This window comes from Bacillus sp. SRL543, from assembly GCF_984799205.1.
In genome coordinates, this window is sequence record NZ_OZ481794.1 from 4,225,865 (window position 1) to 4,248,817 (window position 22,953).

A 22,953-nucleotide genomic window follows, 5' to 3' on the forward strand; every position below is an offset into this window, starting at 1 on the left:
CAGTTTTTTTGAGCTTTATTGCCACTTAATACTTTTAATAAACTCATACGTCCTTGGCGCTTTCTTGTTTAGAAGTTTGTTGGAGCTTTCATCCAGATAATACATAGCAAAGGATTCAGCAAAATATTCTTCGGCATAACCCGTGTAATAGTTTTCCTTAGGAAAAAGGTTTTCCTTTTCTTTCTGCCATATGGACGTAAATACTTTACCGGATGATATCTGGTTTTTTACAATGCTATCCAAGGAATGGGCCAGTTCGTGAAGTTCGAGGTTAATCGATCCATGGCCGGATCCTCTATGGCTGTAGCCGATTCTTATGGCAACTGTTTTAGTTCCCCCTATACCAGGGATGTCGTCCCAGGTTTTATTCGTTCCTTCCCATCCCCGGGGTGTGATGCCTTTCAAATAGCCGAATTCACTGGTGTCTGTAATAGGTCCATTTGTTAAAAGAATAGAGATTTTATTTAGGTATACTTGCTGAAGTAGAGGCATAGGCAATGTCTTCAGGCGCTGAAGAATTTCATCTGCCTCCCCTTTGTTATAGCTTTCCTGCGGGAGAGAAACTATCTGCTTGATGAGGCAAGAGTTTTCACATCCCAGCAGCATTCTCTTATCCGCCGACGGTGTTTCATATTTAACTCTTTCTGGTATGTTAGTTATGTAAAGATTGCCTCCAAGACCAAACTGGCCGCCATAAGCCGAATCCATCCGGTACACTCTATAACGTTCGCCCTTCTCGAGTATCCTTATAAAAACAAGCCCGCTTTCAGATCTCTTCCACAGATTTATAGGTTCATTAACTGTCACTCTGCCAATCTGCCCCTTTTTTAATTCCATACCATCCCATAGGACAGACGCAGACGCATTTGAATCAGGAGAAACACAAAGCAGAAGTGCTAGAAATGCAAATGCAGCAATGAATTTTTTCATAATGATTTCTCCCTTCCTTTAAGTTCAATATTAATCTTTTTGCTGCTAAAAAGAAAGGGTCAGACCCCTACTTTGGTAGGGGTCTGACCCCACCTAATTCAACAATTTCTTAGAAGGTGTTTCGTACTTGATATGCGCCTTCATGTTAGTGACATAGTAGCCTGCTCCGACACCGTATTGGCCACCATACTTGGAATCATAAGAGTAGACTCTGTACACTTCTCCAGGTTTTAGAATACGGACGAATTTAAGTGAGTCCCCTTCCCTTTTCCACAGATTTATACTTTTATTTATTTTCACCCTTCCAATTTGTCCGCTTTTAAGCTCCAGTCCATCCCAATAGACCACTTGGCCAGGGTTCTTTTTTAAGCTAATTAGTTCCTCATACAAAGGACTGCTGTACTCCAAGTCCGGCTGATCAGTCAATACTAGTCCTACATTCTCAGCATAATATCTGTATGTTCCCTCACTGTCCTTTGTGACAACTACATTTGTGAAAGTTCCGGCTTGTGTTTTTATTGTTTTTCCAATCTCGATTATTTCAACAGTAAGCGGGATGCCATTATAGTCTTCCTTCCATCTTTGCCCCAGAAAAATAGGATATTTTAATTCCAGGAAGGAAAACTTAGTATCTACATTCTCGGCAAAAAGCCCATTCTCATCTTCTCTATACATAATTTCCGATTCATGATCTCCGCCATAAGTATAAATATTCTTCCAATACGCTTTATTCCCCTCCTGCCTTTTAAATGTTTGTTTGCTTCGCCCCTCATAGTAGGCATATTCATAGATCCTGCTTTTATCGGGCATATATGATGGCCCCTTATTGTTATCAGCGTGGGCATTGCTGCAGTTTACAATAAAGGCGAATAATAGGATTGGAATAATCAGGGCAATTTTTTTCACATTTTTCTCCTCCAGATTTAGACTACTACTAATCTATTCCCTTCAAGGAGATTTATAACATTATTTTTTTTCTTCAATGAAAAGCAGGTAGTTTTTTAAAGGAGGATTAGGATAATAGGAGAGGATTCTGTTGGTGGTTAAAATGGGGGAGGTGGAGTTTTCTTTATAATAATGCAAGCTGCTCCATAGTGGATTGGTGCTGCTTTCAATTAGATTGGCTTCCAAGGGGTTTCTGTGTATATATTTGCTTGCCTCTAAGAAATAGGTTAAGGAATCAATCAGTTTTCCAGTAAATCGGCTTTCAAAAACATGTCCTGACACTTGATGCCGAGACTTATAATAGATAGCATAACGGGTGTGGAGAAGCTTGATAATCTTTGAGTGAGAGTGTGAGCCTGTCTCCAAGAGCAAATGTATGTGATTCGTCATAAGGCAATATGAATGAATCTTACAAGGGTATCTATCCATTACTTTTTCCAGTTGATTCAAGTAAACTTTCCGGTCCTGCTCATCATAAAACAAAGGATGCTTTCTAACGCCCCTGCTAATAATATGATAGGTTGCCCCGGGGAACCAGACTCTGGGTTTTCTCGCCATCTTTTCACCTCTTAAATGAGGGTCTGACCCCTACTTTAGTAGGGGTCAGACCCTCAAGATTTAATTTTTATTTACTTTCAATTTATACGGTGCCAGAGTCGCATTTCCGAATGTATCGCGCACTTTAATGTGGTAGGTGCCTTTTTTGAGGCTGAATGCCAGTATCTCTGTATCACCGGCCGCATAGTGGTCTGAAGTGGCCAGCAGTTTCCCGTTCTTGTATAGTGATATAACGCCATCCGCTTCCATGCCTGTGACAAATTCTAATGTTCCTGAAGCGTTTTTATCAAGCTTCAGCTCGTACCAGTCCTCATCGCCATACGGTACACCTGCATTTAAGTAGCCGGCTGCTTCCAGTGCTTTGTCGCTTTTCTTTTTTAGAGAAAGCGGCTTGGAAGGAATGTTGCCTTTGACGACAGATCCTTTATCTTCATCGGCTTTGTTTACGGGTGCCAAGGTAAGCTTATAAGGATTTAAAGAAAGCGGAAGGACTCCCTCGAAATATGCAGAAGCAAGAATGATATAGCTTTTTCCCTTTTCGGCTTTAAAGGAGCCATAAGTGGTCCCATTCATTGAACCTCTTTCAAGATATTGTGATCTCGCATATTCCTCATCGTCCAGTTTCCTATCCTTGTTTACATCCTCAATTACAGCCATATATCCAAAGTAGCTGCCAAACAGCTGTTTAGGATATTTTGCTTTTATTGCTTCCGAAGCAGTTTTCATTTCCATGGTCATTGCATAGATATCCGTTTTCTTTGGTTCAAAATAAAAGATATCCTGATCATTAGGCATGGCAAAATTGGCTTCGAATGCAGCGGATGGGAGGTCCTTGATATTATCCAATTCATTGTTGTTCTCATATTTATCACCAGGATTAGAGACTAATAGTTTAGAATTAAACTGGTAGGGATCAAAAGAAACTGAACCCGCCATGTAATCAGTTGCTGCTTTCAAATAATAGGTTTCACCTTTTTCCATCCCGGTATAAAGCTTTTCTTCCAATTTCCCCGGGTACCAGCTGTAATCCATATTGGTGCCGATCCAGCTTAAATAAGAATGCTCCTTGCCTTCCTTATCCTTATCTGTCTCAATTTGATAGATTTCTACTAAAGGCAGATTTGATTTATTATCAAAATTAAATTCATAGATGCCTGTTTCCCCCGGTGTGAAACTATACCAGTCTTCATCTTCCATTGATTGAAGATAACCTGTTACTGCCTGTCCAATTTCTGAAGGCAACGCTCCATCTTTGATAGTTTGCACATAATCAAACTCTTCTTCAGGGTTGTATTCCTCAAAAATAATTTCTCTTTGGGATTCTATTGTCCCACCCATGTCTTCTCCATCAGGAGGAAACATTGGAAGGCCATCTTCATCAGGAGGAAGTACTTTCCCCTCTACTTTTATATTATAGGGAGTCAATGAAAATTCCGGTTTTTGTTCTTCATCCATCATTTCTTCATTCATAATAAAATCATAGATGCCGAAATAATTGACCGCCTCATTGGAAGCCTTCACTTTATATTCCATTTCAGGTCTTGCAATAAAAGATAAAGTTTCTCCCTCACTTTTTCCTTTATTATTAGAATAATAAACAGGTTCCCCTTCTTCCTGGCTCTTTGCTATTTCCTTCTTCAAGGATTCCTGTTCTTCTTTAGACATACCCTCAAGATCAATCATATCTTTTCCAATTTCATATACGCCGATACTCGTATCGACTCCTGGAATAGCTGAGAGGCTGATTCTCACAAGCTGCTCTTCTTCAACAGAAAAAGAGTAAAAATCATCATCCTTCTCCTGGCCCGCTGCCAGTAAAGTGTAATTTTTTCCCTTTGAGTCATATGGAAGCTGAATCTCAATTGGGCTTTCGCTTGAAGACTCATCTTTTGGCAAATCTTTAAGCTTTTTCACATTCAGTTGATAATTTGAAGTATTTTTTCCAGAGTCATCATAGCTGCCGTTTACATCCTTGACCCCAAAAGAAAGTGTTCCGGAGTGAGGAATGTCGATATATTTACCTTCCTGCTTCCCTTCCCTCACTTTATTAATGTCCAGTTTCAGTTTTCCTTCAGGAGAATTTAAATAAATCATAAGCTTATAATCATATTGGGATGCGCCATCCAATTCAAATTGTATCTTGTCACCTATCCTAACTTCCGTTTGCAGCCATTTTTCCTCAAAAGGTTTTGTAAAGGTGCCCGTAAATGCTGTATTGGCATTCAGTTCCACTTTCTCGGCTTTTTCTATGATTTCTTTCTCACTCCAGGCTTTACTGGACAGGTTAGGAATGTTTTTCACATTAAACTGCAGCGCCCGTACAGGGTTTATCAATCCATTTCCGTATTTCACATCAAATCCCTTTTCACCCAAATCATCTGCAGTATGTTCCAAAACATATTCAACCTGCGAAGGGGTTAACTCAGGATATTTGGATAGGAGCAGGGAAACAGTTCCTGCAACCATAGGCGAAGCCATAGATGTACCGCTCAGCTTAGTGAAGGTAGACTTCTTTTCATAATCATATAAGGTGCTGTATACCTCGTCACCCGGAGCTACTACATCTACTGAAGGGCCAAAGGTTGAGAAATCCGAGAGATTCTTTTTGCTGTTGACAGATCCTACGCTGATAACCCCCTCGTATGCTGCCGGATAGCTCAAGGTGTCATCTCCTGTATTTCCAGCAGCTGCTACAACGGTGATATTTTTTTCCAATGCTTTGTTTACAGCTTCTTCTATAACGGGAGATTTCATTGGTCCCCCAAGGCTCATATTAATAACCTTGGCTCCCTTTTCAACTGCATGCAGAATACCTTGGGCAATTGCAAAATCGCTCGCCCCCCATCCTCGATCAAATACATCAATCGGGAGGATTTTGGCATTGGGATTAATTCCATAGCCTCCGATGCCATTATCTTTGGCACCCGCAATGATGCCGGAAACATGGGTGCCATGGTAGTCGGGGCTCCCCTGGTTCATAGGATTCACTGTATTATATCCCGGCAGGAGCTTTCCTTTTAATTCAGGGTGGTTCATGTCCGTTCCCTGGTCAATTACAGCCACTGTCACCTGTTTATTTCCTGCCAATTTCTGAGCTTCTGCGGCTTTAAGCTGGCTCAGGTGATATTGTTCACTGATCTTAGGATCTGTTATGGCAAGCGGCTTATATAAAGCGCTCGGATTAACAGAGTCTACCTGCTTAAAGCTGCTATACTTATTCATGGCTTTATTGAGATTCTTTTTATCTTTCACTTTTACGACAGCATAATTCAGTCCTGGAATCAGCTTTACAAGTGTCCCTCCTGCAGTCCGGTGGTCGGAAGCGGATAGCGGTTTCGAGTATTTAATGAGGATTGTATCTTCACTCAGAGCAGCTTGTTTCGTTTGTTCCAGCTTCTTTTGAAGCTGGGGCGATTCGGCCTTGTAAGCAGCCACCCCGGCTTTTAGATTGATATTTGAATCTGCGTAAATGCTTTGGACGGATGCCCATGGCCCTGCAGCAAGAACTAAACCCGCTGCAAATGTTATGGCCTGTTTTTTTATCTTCTTCATCAAACTCCCCCTTTCTAAACACTAATTTAATAGTAACCAATACTATCTATAGATAGCAAACATTTCCATATATTAATTTATATGTAAATTCGACAAAAAAAAAGAGGAGGGTGAGAACCCGTACTTTAGTAGGGGTCTGACCCTCCTCTTTTTTTACCATTTACTCAGCTTATCATTAATAAACTTCATATACTTTTCATCTTCCTGCAGCTCAAATATAGTCAGTGCTTTCTTCATATAATTCTTAGCTTCAGGGATCTTTCCCATTAGCTCATAGTTGTAGCCTATGTGATAATGAAGCTCGCCCAAAAGGTACAGATTATCCTTCTGGATGCAGTTCCGAATGGCTTCCTTACAATAATTAGTGGATTCCCGGTACTTTTTTACTCTAGTAAAAGTACGGGCAATATTGTAGTATAAACGGATAAATATAGTGTGGTCATTCACATAGGGTAGCAGCTGTAAATGCTCTTTGGCTGAAATGCAGACATCCATTGTCTTTTCATATTCCTTTTCTTCGAAGTGGATAGCCCCTATGCTGAGCAAAATTTCTATTTCCCGTTCCGACCATGCTTTCGAATTTGCTTTAGTCATATATATTGCTTCTTCCAGCAGACATAGTGCACCTGCTTTGTCGTGATTAACTGCATGCTCAACAATTCCTTTATGCCAGATAAGGAGCTGCATATTGCGGTTATTGTGAGAAAACAGCGGGTTCTTTTCTTCAATATGAATGATTTGTTTCATCGTATCATAGTCAGAATTCCTACGAGCAAACTTTAGCTGATTGGCCACTTCCTGCACATAATCAATTCTCGGTGTCATGCCGATATCAAAAAAATAATTAACATCGACACCAAGCTTCTGAGAAATCAAATACAAGGTGGATGCAAATGGGTAAACATCGCCTTTTTCTATTTTACTGATTTGCGCCTGCGTACAAATACCCTCAGCCAGGTCTTCTTGGGACATCTCCATGAGTTTGCGCAATTCCCTGATCTTCTTGCCCACTGCTGAAAAGTCCATATTTATCCCCCTAAATATTCCTAGAATTATAATATCTTTCAATTGTATCTGTTATTTCTATGTTTTTAGCCTATAAACACGCGACAATAACGAAAATCAGGAAAACACCTCTTTTAAAATTATGTTTTAATTAGATTAATCTTACTTATACATCAAGATTATCGCAAATTATACAAAGGAGGAAGTTAAATGAAAAGAAAACTATTTGGTTATTTACTTGTCTGCGGTTTAGTAGTCTGCTTTGGTTTTGTAGGAACTGCTAATCCATCAAACGGCGGTCCAGTTCAGACGCAAGAACTTCCGACAATCTACTAATTTCTAGCCCTTTCCGCTTGACCCCATTTTTTGGCTCCTTTACAAGGAGCTTTTTTTATTGATGAAAAAAAGCAGGAAGATTGCCTTCCTGCTGACGTAAACCTATTCAGCTATCGCGGTGATATCAAGCGTGTAAATTGAAGGCGAGATCCACTCGTTCGGATCATCCTTGTAAAGAAGGACAGTATAGTCATATCCGTAAAAATCAAAGCTGATAAGTTCTGTTCCCCTATACTCAAGAGGACTTTCAAGATTGTAATATTCTTTTTCTATGTGATCTCCCATATCAAAATGGACAGATAATGTTTCTTTAAACCCATCTTCAGTATTCACCCACGCAATCATAGGCCCTTCAAAAAGAGGTTCGCTGATGTCACTCAGCTCTCTTGCCATACTGATTATATCAGATTGCAGGGCATCCCTTGCATGGTCTGGCTTAATTTTAGGCAAATAGAAATTTGCATCGCCAAGATAGCCTATCATTGAATATATATCTATCTCATCTTTTTGCATTTCTTCTCTTGCAGCATCAACAATATCTTTTGCTGTGACAAAAACAGAAACTCTTTCTTTTAATGCTTCAGCCGGTTTTTTATATTTTGCCAGGATGGCTTCCCTCGTTGATTTGCCATAAACCCTGTATAACAGGACAGCCTGCTTCCTGACTTCTGCTGATACCTCATGATATGCATCATCCATACGAATCATATAAATTTCTTCACTAATTAAATAATCAAGCTCTTTGGTGAGAGTTTCAATCTTTTTTCCGCCCGTAAGAGCATCAATAAAAGCAATGCTTCGATCAATATGGACTTTGACATTGGCATCCAATCGCGTATGATATTTTGATCTTTTATCTTTTGGAAGCTTGCTTACTTCTGCCAGGGCATTCTTATATGCAAATTTTGTGTTATTAAACAAAATCATATCAGGCATTGCCAGCTGTTTGTTGCTTTCTACAGATATCTGCCATTTAAGGGACCTGGCCAAATCTTCTGCACGTCCTACAGCTTTTTCAGCTGAGGTTTGACCAAAGGCATCACCTGGGGATAATAAGGTGACTAATAAGACAAAAGAGATAATAAGGAATTTAAAGCCTTTCATTTTTCCTCCTGTATGACGATATTTTAAACATAATATACAAAATATAGGAAGAATATAATACAGGAATAATATTCCTTCCTTTTAATTATTCTTCTGGGAATATGCCTACAGTTATATATACAGTACTAATTTGTACTTCCTTTCTGATTTAAGGGGAATAATTCCCGGTAAAGGGGGCACATAAGAAACGGGGGATAAATACTTTTCTGTTATTCTTTATATAAAGAGCCGGAGGTGATCTGCATGGAACTTGATATGAAGATTCAGCCTATGTTCCTTGATGATGAATGCGCTATCGTGTTCTCCTTTTATTTCAAGAAGGCAGCACAGAAGGTTGGCGAGGCAATAATCTACACATGTACCTGCAATTATACTCCTCTAGAAAAACAACAATTTGATTTTGTGCATACTGAACTGCAAAATGGAGAAAAGGTAGCTTTTGTTGAAAGTTTTACCGTTGTCGAGGAATTCCGAGCCGCTACTTATGAGAAAATAAAAGATTTTCTAAGTGTAATTGGCATCCAAAATTTCTATAGCAATGTAGACAAAAGGATGCTCTCAGCTTTGTGACCCCCTATATTTTTATATAGAGAAGAAGGTAAACCACTACGTATGATGATTTATCTCCTTCTCCTCTCTTTTTCTTTATCAGCTATCCCAGGTCTGAAGTTTGCCTCTAATAAATTCATCGTATTTATTATCCTTTTGAAGCTCAAATATAACTAAAGCTCTCTCCATATAGTCTCTCGCTTTCTTAAAGTCTTCCTGCAGTTCATAATTATAGCCTAAATGATAATGCAGTTCTCCGAGCAGAAAGAGATTATCGCAGTCCAAACAGTAGTCGATGCCATGATTGCAGCTAAGAATAGACTTGTGCAGCACTCCCATCCTTGTCCAGGTTCTTGCCATATTATAATGGAGTCTGATTTTAATAGTTTCATCTTTTAAGATAGGCAGTATGTTCAAATGTTCCTCAGCTCTTTCATATAAAGCCATCGCTTCATCTAAATGGTTTTCTTCAAAAAGAATGATCCCCTTGCTTATCGAAATTTCAATTTCCCTCTCGGACCAATTTTTCCCTTGAGTAAGTTCAATTGCCTTATCAAACCAATCAAGTGACCCTTCCATATCTTTATGAAGGTAATATTCATAAATTCCTTTATGCCATAGCAGCAGCTGCAGATATACCGGATTTTGTGTAAATAAAGGATTATTTTCTTCTGCCTTAACAATCTGCTTAATATCATTATATTTAAATACCCGTCTCGCCAGTTTAAGCTGCCGGGAGACTTCCTCTACATAATCCAGCCGGGGGGTTGTGCCTATATGCAGAAAATAGTTGACATCTACTCCCAGCTTCTCCGCAATAAAATATAAAGTAGAAGCATACGGATAAACATCGCCATTCTCAAGTTTACTGATTTGTGCCTGGGTACAGATTCCATCAGCTAGTTCCTTTTGAGACAAACGCTGTGTTTTTCTAAGCTCTTTAATTTTTGCACCAATAGCTGAGAAGTCCAAAGTTTCCACCGTCCAACAAATATTCTTATAGTTATTTTCTATTATAATCTTTGGAATTTAAGGAAGGAAATATAAACTATATATATATATTCCTCTTTTAGGGAGGAAATCAGGAATATTCTAAATATGTTTTAATATACATATAGCCTTTCAGTCCTAAAGCGATTGTTTCAAGGCGATTGTATTCGTTAGCCCAGTGTACACAATTGTGTACGCAATACTAAATCTCCACTTTTCTAATCACCCTATTTATAATAGGGTGATCTTTTTATGCAAAAAAATGGGGTCTGACCCCTACTTTAGTAGGGGTCAGACCCTAATTTGATGTAAAGCCTTTAAGGAAATAACGCAAAGCCTCACTTTTCCCTAGCTGTTTAAGGGAGTTTTTAGTGATTTCTCCAGGATGGGCAGGTGTAATGAACATAGGCCCTTCATTTGTTTCTACATCCTTGGCACGAACAACAATTAGCTCTTTATTTACAAGCCCGTCCGTTATCTGAACTCTTCCGTCCATATTCTTCCCTTTGACAACTTTTCTTTTCTCAAGGAGTCCGTCTTCCATCACTGCCCATACATAATGTTCTTTTTCCTCTTTAAAGACAGCTGTCTCCGGCACTGTGATCGCGTCTCTGATTTCTTCTATGATAATTGAAACACTTACATGCGTCCCCATGAAAAGCCCTTCTGTTTCATCCAGTGCCGCGATAAATGGGTACTTGCTATTTTCTTCAACAGAGATCTCATTCTCAGGCAATGCTCCTGCCTGAAGGAGCATCCCCTCTACCCTATCCTTATCTGGAACACCCACAGACACCTTCATGCCCTGTTCTATTTTACGACGATCTGCTTCCTCTATTACGCCCGTTACATTGGGTGCTGAAGAGCTAATGACGACTGCAGGATCACCAAGCTCATAATTGATATCCTGTACAACTCCATCGGCTTTACTAAGGACTGTAACTTTACTGTCACGGCTGCTGATGGACTGTATTTGCCTTTCATACATGGATGCCTCTTCCATAAGCAATTCCCGCTGAAGTTCTTTGTCATATATATCCTTTTCAATATTGTGGATAATTTCTGCAGATGAGTTTTCCTCATCCTCTCCACTGAACTGAACAGTAGCTTTATAGGCAATCAGCTCGCTTATGTGGTCTTCTATGCTTTCTGCCTGCTGTTCGGTTTTTTCCTGTTCTGCTTCAAGCTTCTCCACTTCTGCCCACACATCATCTGCCGTGTATTCAAAAAGCGGAGTTCCAGCTGCTACTGTTTCTTGCTCTTTCACCAGGAAATCGCCAAAAGTGCCAAGCGATTGATCAAAGTAATATGGAGTAGACTCAGCCGGTGAAACCACTCCAGGAACGTCTACTTTCTCTATTATATCTTTTTTCGCTGACTGATTAGTTTTGCTTATGTAAGCCGCCCGGTCTGCCTTGCTCCCATCTTTCAGCAATAAATACATATTAACTGAAATGGCCAAGACACAGAGCAGGGCAAGCAATTTTTTTGTCCGCCTTCCCATACGATCAACACCCTTATATTAGCTTCTCTATCTGAAGTTGGAATACTACTGCAGTAACTGTCCAATACAGCAGATTAATTAAAATGACAACGATTAAAATCAGTTTGGGACTTTTTTCAGTAATTGATTTTAAAGCTTTATATTGAAAGATGATCACTGCAATGCTAAATATGGTAACCATTGAGAATAACTTGATAAGAAATCCGCTTTCGAATACATATTGGCTGATTACCCCCAAGGAGAATGGAGAAGACTTCCCGCCTGTGCCCAAAATCGCAGTTATAGGCAGCAGCAGGACTTTTTCAGCAAGAAATATGATTGAAACAAATGACTGGACAACCAACAGTTTTCTATATTCCACATCCATGAATATCCAAAAAAGCACAGCCTGCAGGAACAATATCAGGCATGTATAAATGATTCCCCAGCATGTCTGCCCAATTATCGCAAAAAGCTTCTTCGCCTCAAATTCAGCACTGCCAATACTTGTTATTTCCCTATGTAAAAATTCCAGGCCCATCCCCATATAACCATAGGCTGCAAAGATCATGGCACCTGCTAAATTCAGCAGAATAAGCCGCTTTACAAGCCCCCTTATCTCCTCTGCCTTCCCCAGCTGATAAAAAGCTAAAGAAGGATTGAGGATTCCCCTAAACAGCTGCACATAATATATCATTACAGTTCCTCCAAACATTAGTTACACTTTCATTCTAACCTATCAATTGTAATAATTTCCACTATCCTCTCGAATGTTGGGGAATATAGTCTAATTTTCATAGAAAAGAGGGGTCAGACCCCCCTTAGAAATTATCATATTGCTGTTTCCGTTTATCGTATGTGATGAAGAGCCCTGCTCCGAGATCCAGGACGTTTCCATTAATGGCATAGACCCTGAACTGCTGGCCGTTCTTCAGAACTCTTACAGTTTCTCCTGCCCGGTTGAACAAGTTGGTATCCCCGGTTATTTTAATGGTCCCCTTATAAAAAGAAACATCCTGGCTTTTAGCCACATAATATCCTCCGCCTACATAATATCGGGCATTATCAAAGCTATAGACCCTGATATTTTCACCGACAGATAGTTTTCTATGGAAAGAGCCGTCCGGCTTGTATAAAGATACATTAGTATTCTTGATGTACAGCCTGCCAATATAAACATTCATTTTCGCACTGTTGGCAGCAACGGTATAACCGCCGCCTAAATTATAATTATTGCCAATGGTCCCAAAAATGCGGTAAGAATAATTCTTGGGCAAGGTCTTGTGAACAGTGCCGTTTGGCGCAACTAACGGACGATCAGCTTTAAGGTATAATGAGGCTATCGGCAATTCGTAAGTAATGGAAGTATCCACATTTGGTATGGATAGATTGATTGAACTCATGTCATTGAAAATGGATAGAATTTTCTCTCCATATCCTGTTCCCGGCACTGCCCATCTGCCATTCAAATCAGTCCAATTAGGTGCAATGCCTCTAGTAACGAGATCAAATCGAGGATCGATCTTCTCGGTCACAAGCGGTTCTTTATTGGCATAAGCCTTCAAATGCTGAATTTGAGCACGCACTCCTTCTTCTGGTGTCTGAAAAAAGGCGCCTCTTGCTCCTCCACCAACAGCTCCGATCCCGGCATAATTGTTCTGCTCTGGAACAACATCATTTCCATATTTAAAATAGCCTGTCTCATGCAGAGACTGAGCAAATGCAATATCTCCCCTGATGCCTTCAGCCCGTCCAATGGCCAAAAACAAATCAGCCAGCCTGTATATATCAATCTCCATTAACCTGGGCACTGGATTTTTTAAAAGTACATAATCCCCCATTTGCTTTGCGGTCAACACGGAATTACCCGTGATGCTCACTTTGCTGCTTGCTTCTGCTGTATGTAACGGCAAAAATGCTCCAAAGACTATTAAGACTGCTAAAATCCCTGCTGTTAATTTCCTCATTTTCCTCTCCCTTTATATTATATAAAAATATTACTAGTTTACTATATATTGTAAGGTTTGCTTTGTCACCATTTTCAAGCATATTCCATAATTAACCACACAAAAAAAAAGAACCGTCAGTTTTACCGGTTCTTTTTTTGTCGACATCAAATCTTTAATTCTTCTCTCTATAAAACAGATGCAGCCACGCGATTCACATAGTCTTTTAAATCCCCGATGGATTTGCACAGTACATCTGGCTCCTCATCAAAAGAAGTTGACTGGACCGAATCAAACCACTGGGCCGCTGCTGTTGCCACCTGTGCATGCCTTCCCGCAGCAATATCAGCCCTGCTGTCTCCTACAAAAATGACATCATTCTGTTCCACCCCTAAAAACTCCAAAGCTTTTAAGATACCCTCTCCATCAGGCTTAGGTTTCGATACTTCATCACCGGCTATTGAGATATCAAAATAGTCCTCAATTTTCAGGCATCTCAAAGTTATATCCAATCCCCGCCTGCTTTTTCCAGTAATGATACCAAGCTTCATATTGCGTTCCTTTAATAATTCCAATAAACCCTTAATTTCTTCTATTAATTGAAAATTCCTGTCATGGCCTTTTTCATAGAAGGAAAAATAATCTGCAATTGCATTTTGTATCTCATTTGTACTTTGAAGATTTCTTTCTATAATCTCATCTTCTGTTGGGCCAAACATTCCTATTATCTCTTTTTCAGTAATGTCTCTATTATCATACTGCCTAAATACATACTTAAAAGCATCAAAACAGATAGGCAGAGTATCTGCCAGAGTTCCATCAAAATCAAATAGAACAACTCTTTTTCCCATTTGTCTCAACCCTTCCTTTTATTAACATTATAATGAAATTACCGCCCAGTTTACAAGGAAGGCACCATAAATAAAAAAAACTGCCTTTCGGCAGCTTTTTTTATCATTGTCCCATCAATTGAGCAAGCTTTTTCTTCGATGGCGTTTCATACCCTATATAGCCCCCCATATTCGTTACGTAATAGCCGCCGCCCAGGCCATATTGGCCAAAGTATTTGTTGTCATAGCGGTAAACCCTGTATTGCTCCCCTACCTTTAATACTCGCACGAATGTAAGTTTGTCATTCGCATCGCGTTTCCACAGATTAATCGGCTGCTTCACCACTACTCTTCCGATCTGCCCTTTTTTCATGAGCAGGCCATCCCAGTAAATCTTAGGAGCAGGCTTACTGTCAACCGGTTTGTCCTCATTAAGCGGGGCAGAAACGACGCGCCCTTCCACTTTGGCATTTACCGTACCGATTTTCTGAATATAGTTAATTAATGCTTCATCGAGAGCCTGATACTCATTAAGAATTGGGCTGTCATTAAATGAAGTGTACTCATCTCCACCTGCTGCCATAAAGTCATTCGTAGCCACTACATACTCTTTATTCATATCAACAGCTTTGCCGTCGATTTTCATTGAATGCACACGGCTGCCGGCAGACTGAGAAGGATCAATAGCAAAAGTCAAACCTGAAACATGCGGAAAAGCACCTTTTACATCAGGGTAGGCACTTACGCCATTCTCAATGCCTGCTTTGATTTGCGAACCTTTCAGTTTCTTCGTCACAATATAATTACCAAATGGCAGTACGGTAATAACATCACCTTTTGTTATATCCCCTGCATCGATGGAAGCACGAATCCCGCCTCCATTAGTAATTGCCATATCGGCCCCTGTTACATCAACCATGGCATCAGTAATGAGGTTCCCCAGGTTAGTTTCTCCCGCTCGGACCTGTTCACGTTCTCCTTCCAGCTTGACGGCGGTTTTTCCAATCACTTGTGAAAGAATTTCTTCTTGAGCTGATTGAATCTTTTTAATTACTTCTTCAACTGCAGGATCAGGAACGATGTCAGCAGTTTCTTCTTTTTTAATAAGCTTGGCTGTTTTGCTGACAATTTTCTTATCCTCAAATGTCAATTCGACAGTTCCCAGATTCTTCGTATATTCACCTGCACTAACAATCAGTGTGTCATTTTCTCCTTTGAGTCCTTCTACAAGAACTGAATGGCTGTGGCCATCAACAATAAGATCAATGCCTGGTGCTTCCTTCGCAACCTTGATTGATGTATCGGTACTGGACTCATCAATGCCAAGATGTGTTACCGCAATAATAGCATCTACATTTTGCGCTTTCAGCTCTTTAACCATTTCCCTTGCTTCCGCCGCAGGGTCTGTAAATGTCAGTCCTTCCACATTCTTAGGATGCGTTTTGTAGTGAGTCTCAGGAGTAGACAACCCAAAAATACCCAGTTTTATTCCATCAACTTCTTTTATTTCATAAGGCTTCAACAAGCGTGTTCCATCCTGCTTTTTAACATTGGCGCTTAAAATCGGGAAAACCACTTTCTTTTCTAATTCCAGCAGTCTTTGGTATCCATAGTTGAAATCATGGTTCCCTGCTGCCATCCCATCATAGCCAACTTTATTCATAATTTCCGCAATACTCTCGCCTTTGTTCAAGGTAGCAAAATTCGTTCCATGAAAAGTATCTCCAGCGTCCAAAAGAAGTGTATTCGGATTTTCACTTTCAAACTTCTTTACCAGAGTAGAAATCTTTGCAAAACCCATGCCGTCATTATCACTTTCAACCGCACGTCCGTGGGAATCATTTGTGTGCAAAATCGTGATCTTCTTTGTCCCTGCAGCAGACTCTTCCGCATTAGCAGAAACCGCCGGCCCAAAACCTGAACCGATGACAAAGGCAGCAGTCAGTACAGCAAATCCTTTTTTAAGAATGTTCATTTCCTACCTCCCAAAATTCTAAATCTTTTTTATTATTCCAATAGTAATTATACATAAAAACTGTAAAGCTGTGTTGAATGTTTTGTAAATTTGGGGTCTGACCCCTACTAAAGTAGGGGTCAGACCCCAAATTTCGACTCACTTAAAAATGCTGTCGTATTACCACTTTAATTATTTATAATTTTCCGTAAATTTTATGTTAAGATATTGTAAACTTGAACATCAAGAGGGTGAAAGTACTTTGAGGCCATACTTTGCAAAATACCAGCCATTGATTATGGCTGCCATTATTATAGGCATGATCAGCCTTTTTTGGCTTATGAAGTCGTTTTATTTTATCCATGAACTTGAACTGAACCCTCATAAGAAATTAAACTTGCTTGCCGCTGCAGGAATTGGTCTTTTTATTGGCTGCCTTTTTACCTTGAAGAGAGCCAAAATAAAGTATTCTCTTATAATAGCGCTTTATTTCCTCTTGTCCCTGCTTTTATATTCAGATGTTGTATATGAACGATATTATGATGCCATACTCCATGTTGAATTGATAGGCCAGGCTGGCCAGCTTGGGGATGTAATGGATTCAATCATTTCCTTGTTATATTGGAGTGATGTTTGGTATTGGGTGGATTTCCCTGTATTTTTATTTCTGCTTTACCTATACCAAAAATATTCAGGTGGCCCGCTAAACAATAGGATAGGTGCTGCTATTGGGTTAGGAGGAATAGCCATTCTGCTGTTCTCTGCCTATTACCCATTAAAAGACACCTTCTCTGATCAGTATAAAACTTCATTGACTGGCGTACTGCCAGCCCATATTTATGATGTTTCCCAGACTTTTCTCAGTAAAGCCTTTGCAAAAGAAATAACGGAGAAAGAATTGACAAAACTGGACGAGATCAAGGGCTATTTTAAAACAAGACAGGATCAGCAAAAAGATTCGCCATATTTCGGGCAATTTAACGGAAAAAATCTTATCATTGTTCAAGCTGAGTCCCTCAATGATTTTCCGATTGGTCTATCCGTTTATGGACAAGAGGTAACCCCTGTACTGAACAATCTGGTTGAAAGCAGCCATTATTACAATAATATTTATTTACAAATTGGCAGGGGCAATACATCAGATGCTGAATTTGCTGCAAACAATTCTCTGTATCCAATGTCTGACCTGGGAATATACAAAACCTATCCAAATAACACTTACCGGTCATTGGGGAAAATTCTGCAAGAGGAAGGATACTCAACTAGCGCCTCCCATGGAAATTCCAAGGAATTCTGGAATAGGGGGATGGCATACTCCCAGCAAGGATATCAGGAATTTTATCACCGCCATCATTTTAAGATGAAAGAAGACGAAATTATTGAGCTTGGAATATCCGATGAAAGCTTATTCAAACAAATGGTCCCCATCTATAAGGAAAGCAAAAAGCCTTTTTACAGTTTTATTGTCAGTCTGACGAATCATCGTCCTTTTAAACTTCCTTCCAAATACGAATATATGAGCTTGCCTGGATCAATGGAGGGAACCAATACGGGGAATTATTTGCAGGCCGTGCATTACTTTGATAAAGCTTTAGGAACCTTCATTGAAGATCTAAAGAGAGAAGGTCTCTGGGAAGATACTATTTTTGCAGTATACGGGGACCATTACGGCCCAATCCCAAAAGACCGGTCAGAATTACAAAAACTGTTGGGTATTGACTTCGACACCAAAGAACAGTTCAATATTCCCCTCATCATCCATCATCCTGGACAGACAGAGGGAATACGGACCGAGTCAGTCGGAAGCCAGTTAGATATTTATCCTACACTGAGCAGCTTGCTTGGATTAGAAAGTCAGCTCGCCCAGATGGGCAGAAGCCTGGATACTTCCGTCCCTGGATTTGCAGGCTTCTATTATGAAACAATTCCTTACACATTCTATAGTGACAGTTTAGATTACCTGGCTTCCCATGATGGCAGATTTGAATCGGGCAAGTGCATTGATGTTAAAACAAACGAACCAGTAGATCTGGCTGCTTGCAAACCAAACTACGAAAGATTAAAAAAGGAAGTGGATATCTCCAAGTTCTTACTGGAAAATGATTTGATCGGGGAAATTAAATAGGGTCAGACCCCTACTAAAGTAGGGGTCTGACCCTATTCTTTTAAATTACTGTCCGTTCAATGCCTTTAACTTCGCCTTAGATGGGGTCTGATATTTGACGTAACCTTTCATATTGGTCACATAGTGATCAGCACCTAATCCATATTGGCCGCCGTATTTATTATCATAACGATAAACGCGGTATTGTTCGCCTGGTTTTAGAATGCGGACAAATACAAGTTTGTCTCCTTCACGCTTCCACAGGTTGATCGGTTTTTCAATCGTTACTTTACCAATCTGTCCTTTTTTCATTAATAAGCCGTCCCAGAATACTTTGGATGCAGGATTAGGTGTTTCTGGTTTGGTTTCTGGCTTTTCATCCTTCATTGCAGGGATAGTAAGTTCATATTCAGCAAAGCCGGTATCCAGCGTGCTTAAATATTTGATATTTCCATCTTGTGATAGATACTTTTGGGCATTCGGCGAAGATTGGAATGATACTTTTACACCGTTTGCTCCTTTAATAGGTGCAAAGCTCCAGTTCTTGTCTGCTGTTGGATTTATCGTTTTTGTCTGGGCAATATAATCAATGATAGCCTGACGATTTTCATCAGGTGCTGCAAGCACGATTTCTTTGCTTGGCAGTTTTACGCCGCTGGCACGGTAATTATTCGTTGCCACAATAAATTCCATATTCGAAGTTACTGGCTTCCCATTAAACTTAAGGTTTTTGATTCTATTGGCATTAGCATTTGCTACATTCTGCGAAGAATCATATTTTGCAGGTTCAGTAACATCAATCTCATAAGTTACACCATCAATGATATCAAAATTGTAAGTTGGGAAATCACCGTTGACTAATTCTTGTGCTTCTGTCTTTTTAGGATCAATTTGTTTGAACTGGCCGGCTGACCACTCAAGCCACTCTTTCAAATCTGAGCCATTAACCTTAACAGCATGTACCGTATTAGGATATAGGTATAAATCAGAAACGTTTTTGACTGCAATTTCTCCTGGAGCTATATCAGTGTAATAGCTGGAGCCGTTCCGGCCGCCGGCTTTAAACGGAGCGCCCGCAGATAAAATAGGAAGATCCTTATATTTTGTATCCTTCAAAGCATTTTCTACATACCACTTTTGAGCATTGGTTACAATTTGCACAGAAGGATCATCTTGGACCAAAGCAAAGTAGCTGTTAATAGCAGCAGCAGTATTTCCAACAGGACCCCTCACATATTCAAGTGTCCCTTGGTGCTCAGCCTTGATAGCTTCTTCTACAGCCTTGCTGCTTTCAACCAAAGGCTTTTTGTCTTTGTCTGCAATAGCACGAAGTGTAGCGGCTGAATTTGTTACAGCCCACTTTCCATCTTTCTTTTCTACAGTCAGGTCAATAACACCCAGGTTATCTCCCCATGAACCTGGCATTGTTACCGGCACGCCATTTATTGTGCCTTTTGCATTATCAAAGCCATTCCCATCCGCAAAGTCAGCTTTCACACCTGCAGCTGCCGGGAATTTCTTATGCTGGTGACCAGTTAAAACAGCATCAATGTCTTCAACTTTAGTTAGATAATATGAAGCGTTTTCCTCGTTGCCCTCGTTAGCTGCAGTATCAATACCAGAATGCGATAACACAACAATAATATCAGCACCATCAGCCTTCATCTTTGGTACAAAAGTCTCTGCAGATTTTACAATATCTTTAACGATGACCTTTCCTTCAAGGTTTGCTTTATCCCAAGTCATAATCTGCGGAGGGACAAAGCCAATGACACCTACTTTAATTGTATGAGTTTCCCCATCTTCATCAGTGACCTGCTTATCCATGATTTTATATGGAGTAAAATAGTTTTTATCGTTATCAGGGTTATTATCTTTATCATCATGGTAAACATTGGCGTTTACCAAATCAAATTCTGCATCATCATAAGATTCATCAAGCAAATCCAATCCATAGTTAAACTCATGGTTTCCTACAGTGGCAGCATCATATTTCAATAGATTCAAAGCCTTAATAGCAGGGTGCACTTCTCCCTCTTTTGTCGGCTTGATGCGTCCTGCATAATCGCCTAGGGGGCTCCCTTGAATAAGATCGCCATTATCAAATAGTAAAGTATTCTTCTCTTCTTTACGTGCAGCTTCTATTAGAGTTGCAGTTTTCGAAAGGCCAAATTCATTAGTCTGAGCATCCTTGTAATAATCATAATTTACAATATTCGTATGAATATCAGTTGTCTCCAAAATCCTCAGCTTTACAACATCATTATTCACTACATCTGCATAAGTAATAGCCGGTGCCGCCTGTGGAATAATCAATCCTAACGCCAGTGCAACCCCAGCCACTTTCTTCTTACTAGAAATCTTCACGCTAACTTCCCCCCAGTGATAATATTGCAACTATTCCATAATATCATAACATTGAAAATTGAAATATATATTTTTTGTAAAGGGCCAGACCCCTACTTTAGACCCACTACCCAAACATACTTCTTAAAAACTGCTATTATTATAAGGCGGTTTTTAATATAATGTTTTTATTGCTATATATTGCAAGAGAAGGAGCTAAATCATGAATACTGGGAAGAAGAAAAAGGGCCGTACGTGGCTGAAGGTTGCAGGGATTGTTTTTGGGCTGTTAATTGTAGCTGGCGGTGCTTATGCTTATTCTATATACCATTCATTAACTAAAGCGGTGGATACTATGCACCAGCCTATAAAGAGAGAAAAGTCGGATAAGAGGGAGCAGGTTGTAACACTCGAAAAAAAGGAGCCATTTTCGGTCCTAATGCTTGGTGTGGATGAGCGGGAAAATGATAAGGGCCGTTCAGACACTATGATTGTACTGACTGTCAACCCGGAAACAAATTCGGTAAAGATGCTGAGCATCCCAAGGGACACCAGAACAGAAATTGCAGGACATGGGACAGTGGACAAAATTAATCATGCCTTTGCCTTCGGCGGAATAGAAATGTCCATGAATACCGTCGAGAACTTCCTGGATATTCCGATTGATTATTATATGAAAATCAATATGGAAGGATTTAAGGACATCGTTAATGCTGTTGGCGGTGTCACAGTCGAAAATGATTTGGACTTCATCTATGAAAAGGTGCATTTCCCCAAAGGGAGCATTACACTAGACGGAGATAAAGCTCTTAAATTTTCTCGGATGCGGTATGATGATCCACGGGGAGATTTTGGCCGGCAGCTAAGGCAGCGCCAGGTTATACAAGCGGTTATTAAAGAAGGCGCAAGCATCTCGTCTCTATCAAATTACGATGAAATATTCTCCGCCTTGGGCAAGAATATCAAAACCAATTTAACATTCAGTGAGATGGTCGATATTCAAAAAGGCTATAAAGATGCCAGTAAAAATATTCAGCAGATGACTATTGAGGGACAAGGACAGAGAATTGATTCTATTTGGTATTTAATTGTTTCTGATGAAGAACAGGCACGGATCCAGGAAGAATTGCGAGCACACCTGAATATAAATTAAAGGAGCCAGCTAAGGCTCCTTTTTTTCATTCCGAAAGCCGCTGAATCGTCTTCGCCAGAAGCAGCGTCCTTTCCGTAAGCGTTGGAATTTCCACATATTCATTTTCACTGTGGGCATTGCCACCGACAGGCCCAAGCCCATCTACGGTCGCAACGCCGTTGGCAGAGGTGAAGCTGGCATCCGATCCTCCGCCTGTCGCTGTATCGGAGACATCGAGGCCCATTTCCTTGCCAACCTCCTGGATGACATGAAGAAGCGATTCGTTCTGCTCATTCTTCTCCATAGGCGGGCGGCTGATCCTGCCTTTGACCTCCACCCTTGTGCCAGGCACGTCTGTGTGGGAGCAGATTTCCTCAATCTTTTCCTGGAGGAATCTCGCCTGCTCCATATCCGTGATGCGGATGTCCACATGGGCGACCGCGCTTGGCGAAACCGTGTTGACGGCAGATCCGCCTTCGATCAGCCCGACATTGACGCTGATCCCCTTTTCATGATCGTTGAGCTCATGAAGCTGGATGATCTTATGAGCCAGCTCTTCAATCGCGCTGCGCCCCTTTTCCGGCTCAATCCCCGAGTGGGCGGCCCGCCCTTTGACAATCACTTTGTAGCGGCCGCCTCCCCTCCGTGAGGAAACAAGCGAACCGTCCTTCCTGGCAGGCTCCATGATCAGGGCATATTCCTTGCCTGCCGCCTGCTCGATGATCAGCTTCTTGGATGCCGGAGAACCGATTTCTTCATCTGTATTCAGTACGATCAGGACATTTTCATATCCTTTTGTCCCGCTCGCAATCAATGCCTTCAAGGCGTATAAAAGCTCTGCCTGGCTGGATTTCATATCCGCCACGCCCGGCCCCAGCGCCCTATTCCCCTCGATCCGGAACGGCCTTTTGGCTGCTGTCCCGTCAGGAAATACCGTGTCCATATGGGCAACAAGAATGATTTTCGGGTCAATCGCATTTTTGTGCCTGATGATCAGATTATTGCCATACTGCTCCTGTTCGTGGACCTGGACCTGGAACCCGAGATTTTCATACTCCTCCTTCAGGATAGAGCCTACTCTATCTACCCCCTCTTTATTGTGGGAACCGCTGTCGATATTGACGAGCCTCTCGATCAGCTCCAGCATCTCCCCTTGCTTGCTTCGTATAAAAACCTCCACTATTTACCC

17 protein-coding genes and 1 pseudogene are annotated in these 22,953 nt (G+C 40.6%); 4 read left to right on the forward strand and 14 right to left on the reverse strand.

The genetic code is table 11. The features are described 5' to 3' along the window. Positions 1-15: 15 nt before the first annotated feature. From AC4E8B_RS21570 to AC4E8B_RS21590, 5 genes and pseudogenes are all read right to left on the reverse strand, one after another. Entirely contained in the window at positions 16-930 is a 915-nt protein-coding gene (locus tag AC4E8B_RS21570) for an anthrax toxin lethal factor-related metalloendopeptidase (RefSeq protein WP_490215489.1), read from the reverse strand. Positions 931-1,023: 93 nt separating this feature from the next. After that, positions 1,024-1,287, reverse strand: a pseudogene (locus tag AC4E8B_RS21575) (bifunctional 2',3'-cyclic-nucleotide 2'-phosphodiesterase/3'-nucleotidase); the annotation flags it as partial. Positions 1,288-1,896: 609 nt separating this feature from the next. After that, positions 1,897-2,433 (reverse strand): transposase, encoded by a 537-nt coding sequence (locus AC4E8B_RS21580; RefSeq protein WP_490215490.1) that lies wholly within the window; start codon positions 2,431-2,433, stop codon positions 1,897-1,899. A 60-nt stretch (positions 2,434-2,493) separates the two neighbouring features. Further along, positions 2,494-5,985, reverse strand: coding sequence for a S8 family peptidase (locus AC4E8B_RS21585; protein ID WP_490215491.1), 3,492 nt, complete (start codon positions 5,983-5,985; stop codon positions 2,494-2,496). A gap of 153 nt (positions 5,986-6,138) precedes the next feature. Beyond that, positions 6,139-7,053: a helix-turn-helix domain-containing protein gene (locus AC4E8B_RS21590; protein ID WP_490215492.1), complete on the reverse strand. Its 915-nt coding sequence runs from the start codon at positions 7,051-7,053 to the stop codon at positions 6,139-6,141. Between the two features lie 147 nt (positions 7,054-7,200). On the opposite strand from AC4E8B_RS21590, the gene AC4E8B_RS21595 reads away from it, so the two are divergent. Continuing rightward, positions 7,201-7,326, forward strand: coding sequence for a hypothetical protein (locus AC4E8B_RS21595; protein WP_257964205.1), 126 nt, complete (start codon positions 7,201-7,203; stop codon positions 7,324-7,326). Positions 7,327-7,428: 102 nt separating this feature from the next. On the opposite strand, the gene AC4E8B_RS21600 is transcribed toward AC4E8B_RS21595, so the two are convergent. Continuing rightward, positions 7,429-8,430: a hypothetical protein gene (locus AC4E8B_RS21600; protein WP_490215493.1), complete on the reverse strand. Its 1,002-nt coding sequence runs from the start codon at positions 8,428-8,430 to the stop codon at positions 7,429-7,431. Between the two features lie 243 nt (positions 8,431-8,673). Here AC4E8B_RS21600 and AC4E8B_RS21605 point away from each other — a divergent pair, with 243 nt between their 5' ends. Beyond that, on the forward strand, positions 8,674-9,000 hold the full coding sequence (locus tag AC4E8B_RS21605) for a hypothetical protein (RefSeq protein WP_490215495.1): 327 nt from the start codon (positions 8,674-8,676) through the stop codon (positions 8,998-9,000). Positions 9,001-9,078: 78 nt separating this feature from the next. Here the strand turns inward: AC4E8B_RS21605 and AC4E8B_RS21610 are convergent, their stop codons facing one another. The 6 genes from AC4E8B_RS21610 to AC4E8B_RS21635 all read right to left on the reverse strand — a co-directional run bounded on the left by AC4E8B_RS21610 (position 9,079) and on the right by AC4E8B_RS21635 (position 16,203). Next, on the reverse strand, positions 9,079-9,960 hold the full coding sequence (locus tag AC4E8B_RS21610; protein WP_490215496.1) for a helix-turn-helix domain-containing protein: 882 nt from the start codon (positions 9,958-9,960) through the stop codon (positions 9,079-9,081). Positions 9,961-10,267: 307 nt separating this feature from the next. Beyond that, complete coding sequence (locus AC4E8B_RS21615; protein WP_490215497.1) at positions 10,268-11,473, reverse strand: efflux RND transporter periplasmic adaptor subunit; 1,206 nt, start codon at positions 11,471-11,473, stop codon at positions 10,268-10,270. A gap of 13 nt (positions 11,474-11,486) precedes the next feature. After that, positions 11,487-12,149 carry a hypothetical protein gene (locus tag AC4E8B_RS21620; protein ID WP_490215498.1) on the reverse strand — a complete coding sequence of 221 codons (663 nt, stop codon included), beginning with the start codon at positions 12,147-12,149 and terminating at the stop codon, positions 11,487-11,489. 124 nt (positions 12,150-12,273) lie between these two features. Beyond that, positions 12,274-13,419, reverse strand: coding sequence for a glucosaminidase domain-containing protein (locus AC4E8B_RS21625; RefSeq protein WP_490215499.1), 1,146 nt, complete (start codon positions 13,417-13,419; stop codon positions 12,274-12,276). Positions 13,420-13,586: 167 nt separating this feature from the next. After that, positions 13,587-14,249 carry an HAD family hydrolase gene (locus tag AC4E8B_RS21630; protein WP_490215500.1) on the reverse strand — a complete coding sequence of 221 codons (663 nt, stop codon included), beginning with the start codon at positions 14,247-14,249 and terminating at the stop codon, positions 13,587-13,589. A gap of 103 nt (positions 14,250-14,352) precedes the next feature. Then, complete coding sequence (locus AC4E8B_RS21635; protein ID WP_490215501.1) at positions 14,353-16,203, reverse strand: bifunctional metallophosphatase/5'-nucleotidase; 1,851 nt, start codon at positions 16,201-16,203, stop codon at positions 14,353-14,355. 298 nt (positions 16,204-16,501) lie between these two features. Here AC4E8B_RS21635 and AC4E8B_RS21640 point away from each other — a divergent pair, with 298 nt between their 5' ends. Beyond that, the gene (locus tag AC4E8B_RS21640) at positions 16,502-18,307 is read left to right on the forward strand and encodes an LTA synthase family protein (protein ID WP_490219828.1); all 1,806 of its coding nucleotides are present in this window, start codon (positions 16,502-16,504) and stop codon (positions 18,305-18,307) included. 45 nt (positions 18,308-18,352) lie between these two features. On the opposite strand, the gene AC4E8B_RS21645 is transcribed toward AC4E8B_RS21640, so the two are convergent. Further along, positions 18,353-20,653 (reverse strand): bifunctional 2',3'-cyclic-nucleotide 2'-phosphodiesterase/3'-nucleotidase, encoded by a 2,301-nt coding sequence (locus tag AC4E8B_RS21645; protein ID WP_490215503.1) that lies wholly within the window; start codon positions 20,651-20,653, stop codon positions 18,353-18,355. A 202-nt stretch (positions 20,654-20,855) separates the two neighbouring features. Between AC4E8B_RS21645 and tagU the strand changes: the two genes are divergently transcribed. Further along, the gene (gene tagU, locus AC4E8B_RS21650) at positions 20,856-21,785 is read left to right on the forward strand and encodes a polyisoprenyl-teichoic acid--peptidoglycan teichoic acid transferase TagU (RefSeq protein WP_490215504.1); all 930 of its coding nucleotides are present in this window, start codon (positions 20,856-20,858) and stop codon (positions 21,783-21,785) included. A gap of 25 nt (positions 21,786-21,810) precedes the next feature. On the opposite strand, the gene AC4E8B_RS21655 is transcribed toward tagU, so the two are convergent. Beyond that, positions 21,811-22,944, reverse strand: a complete 1,134-nt coding sequence (locus AC4E8B_RS21655; RefSeq protein ID WP_490215505.1) for a M20 family metallopeptidase — start codon at positions 22,942-22,944, stop codon at positions 21,811-21,813. Positions 22,945-22,953: the final 9 nt, after the last annotated feature.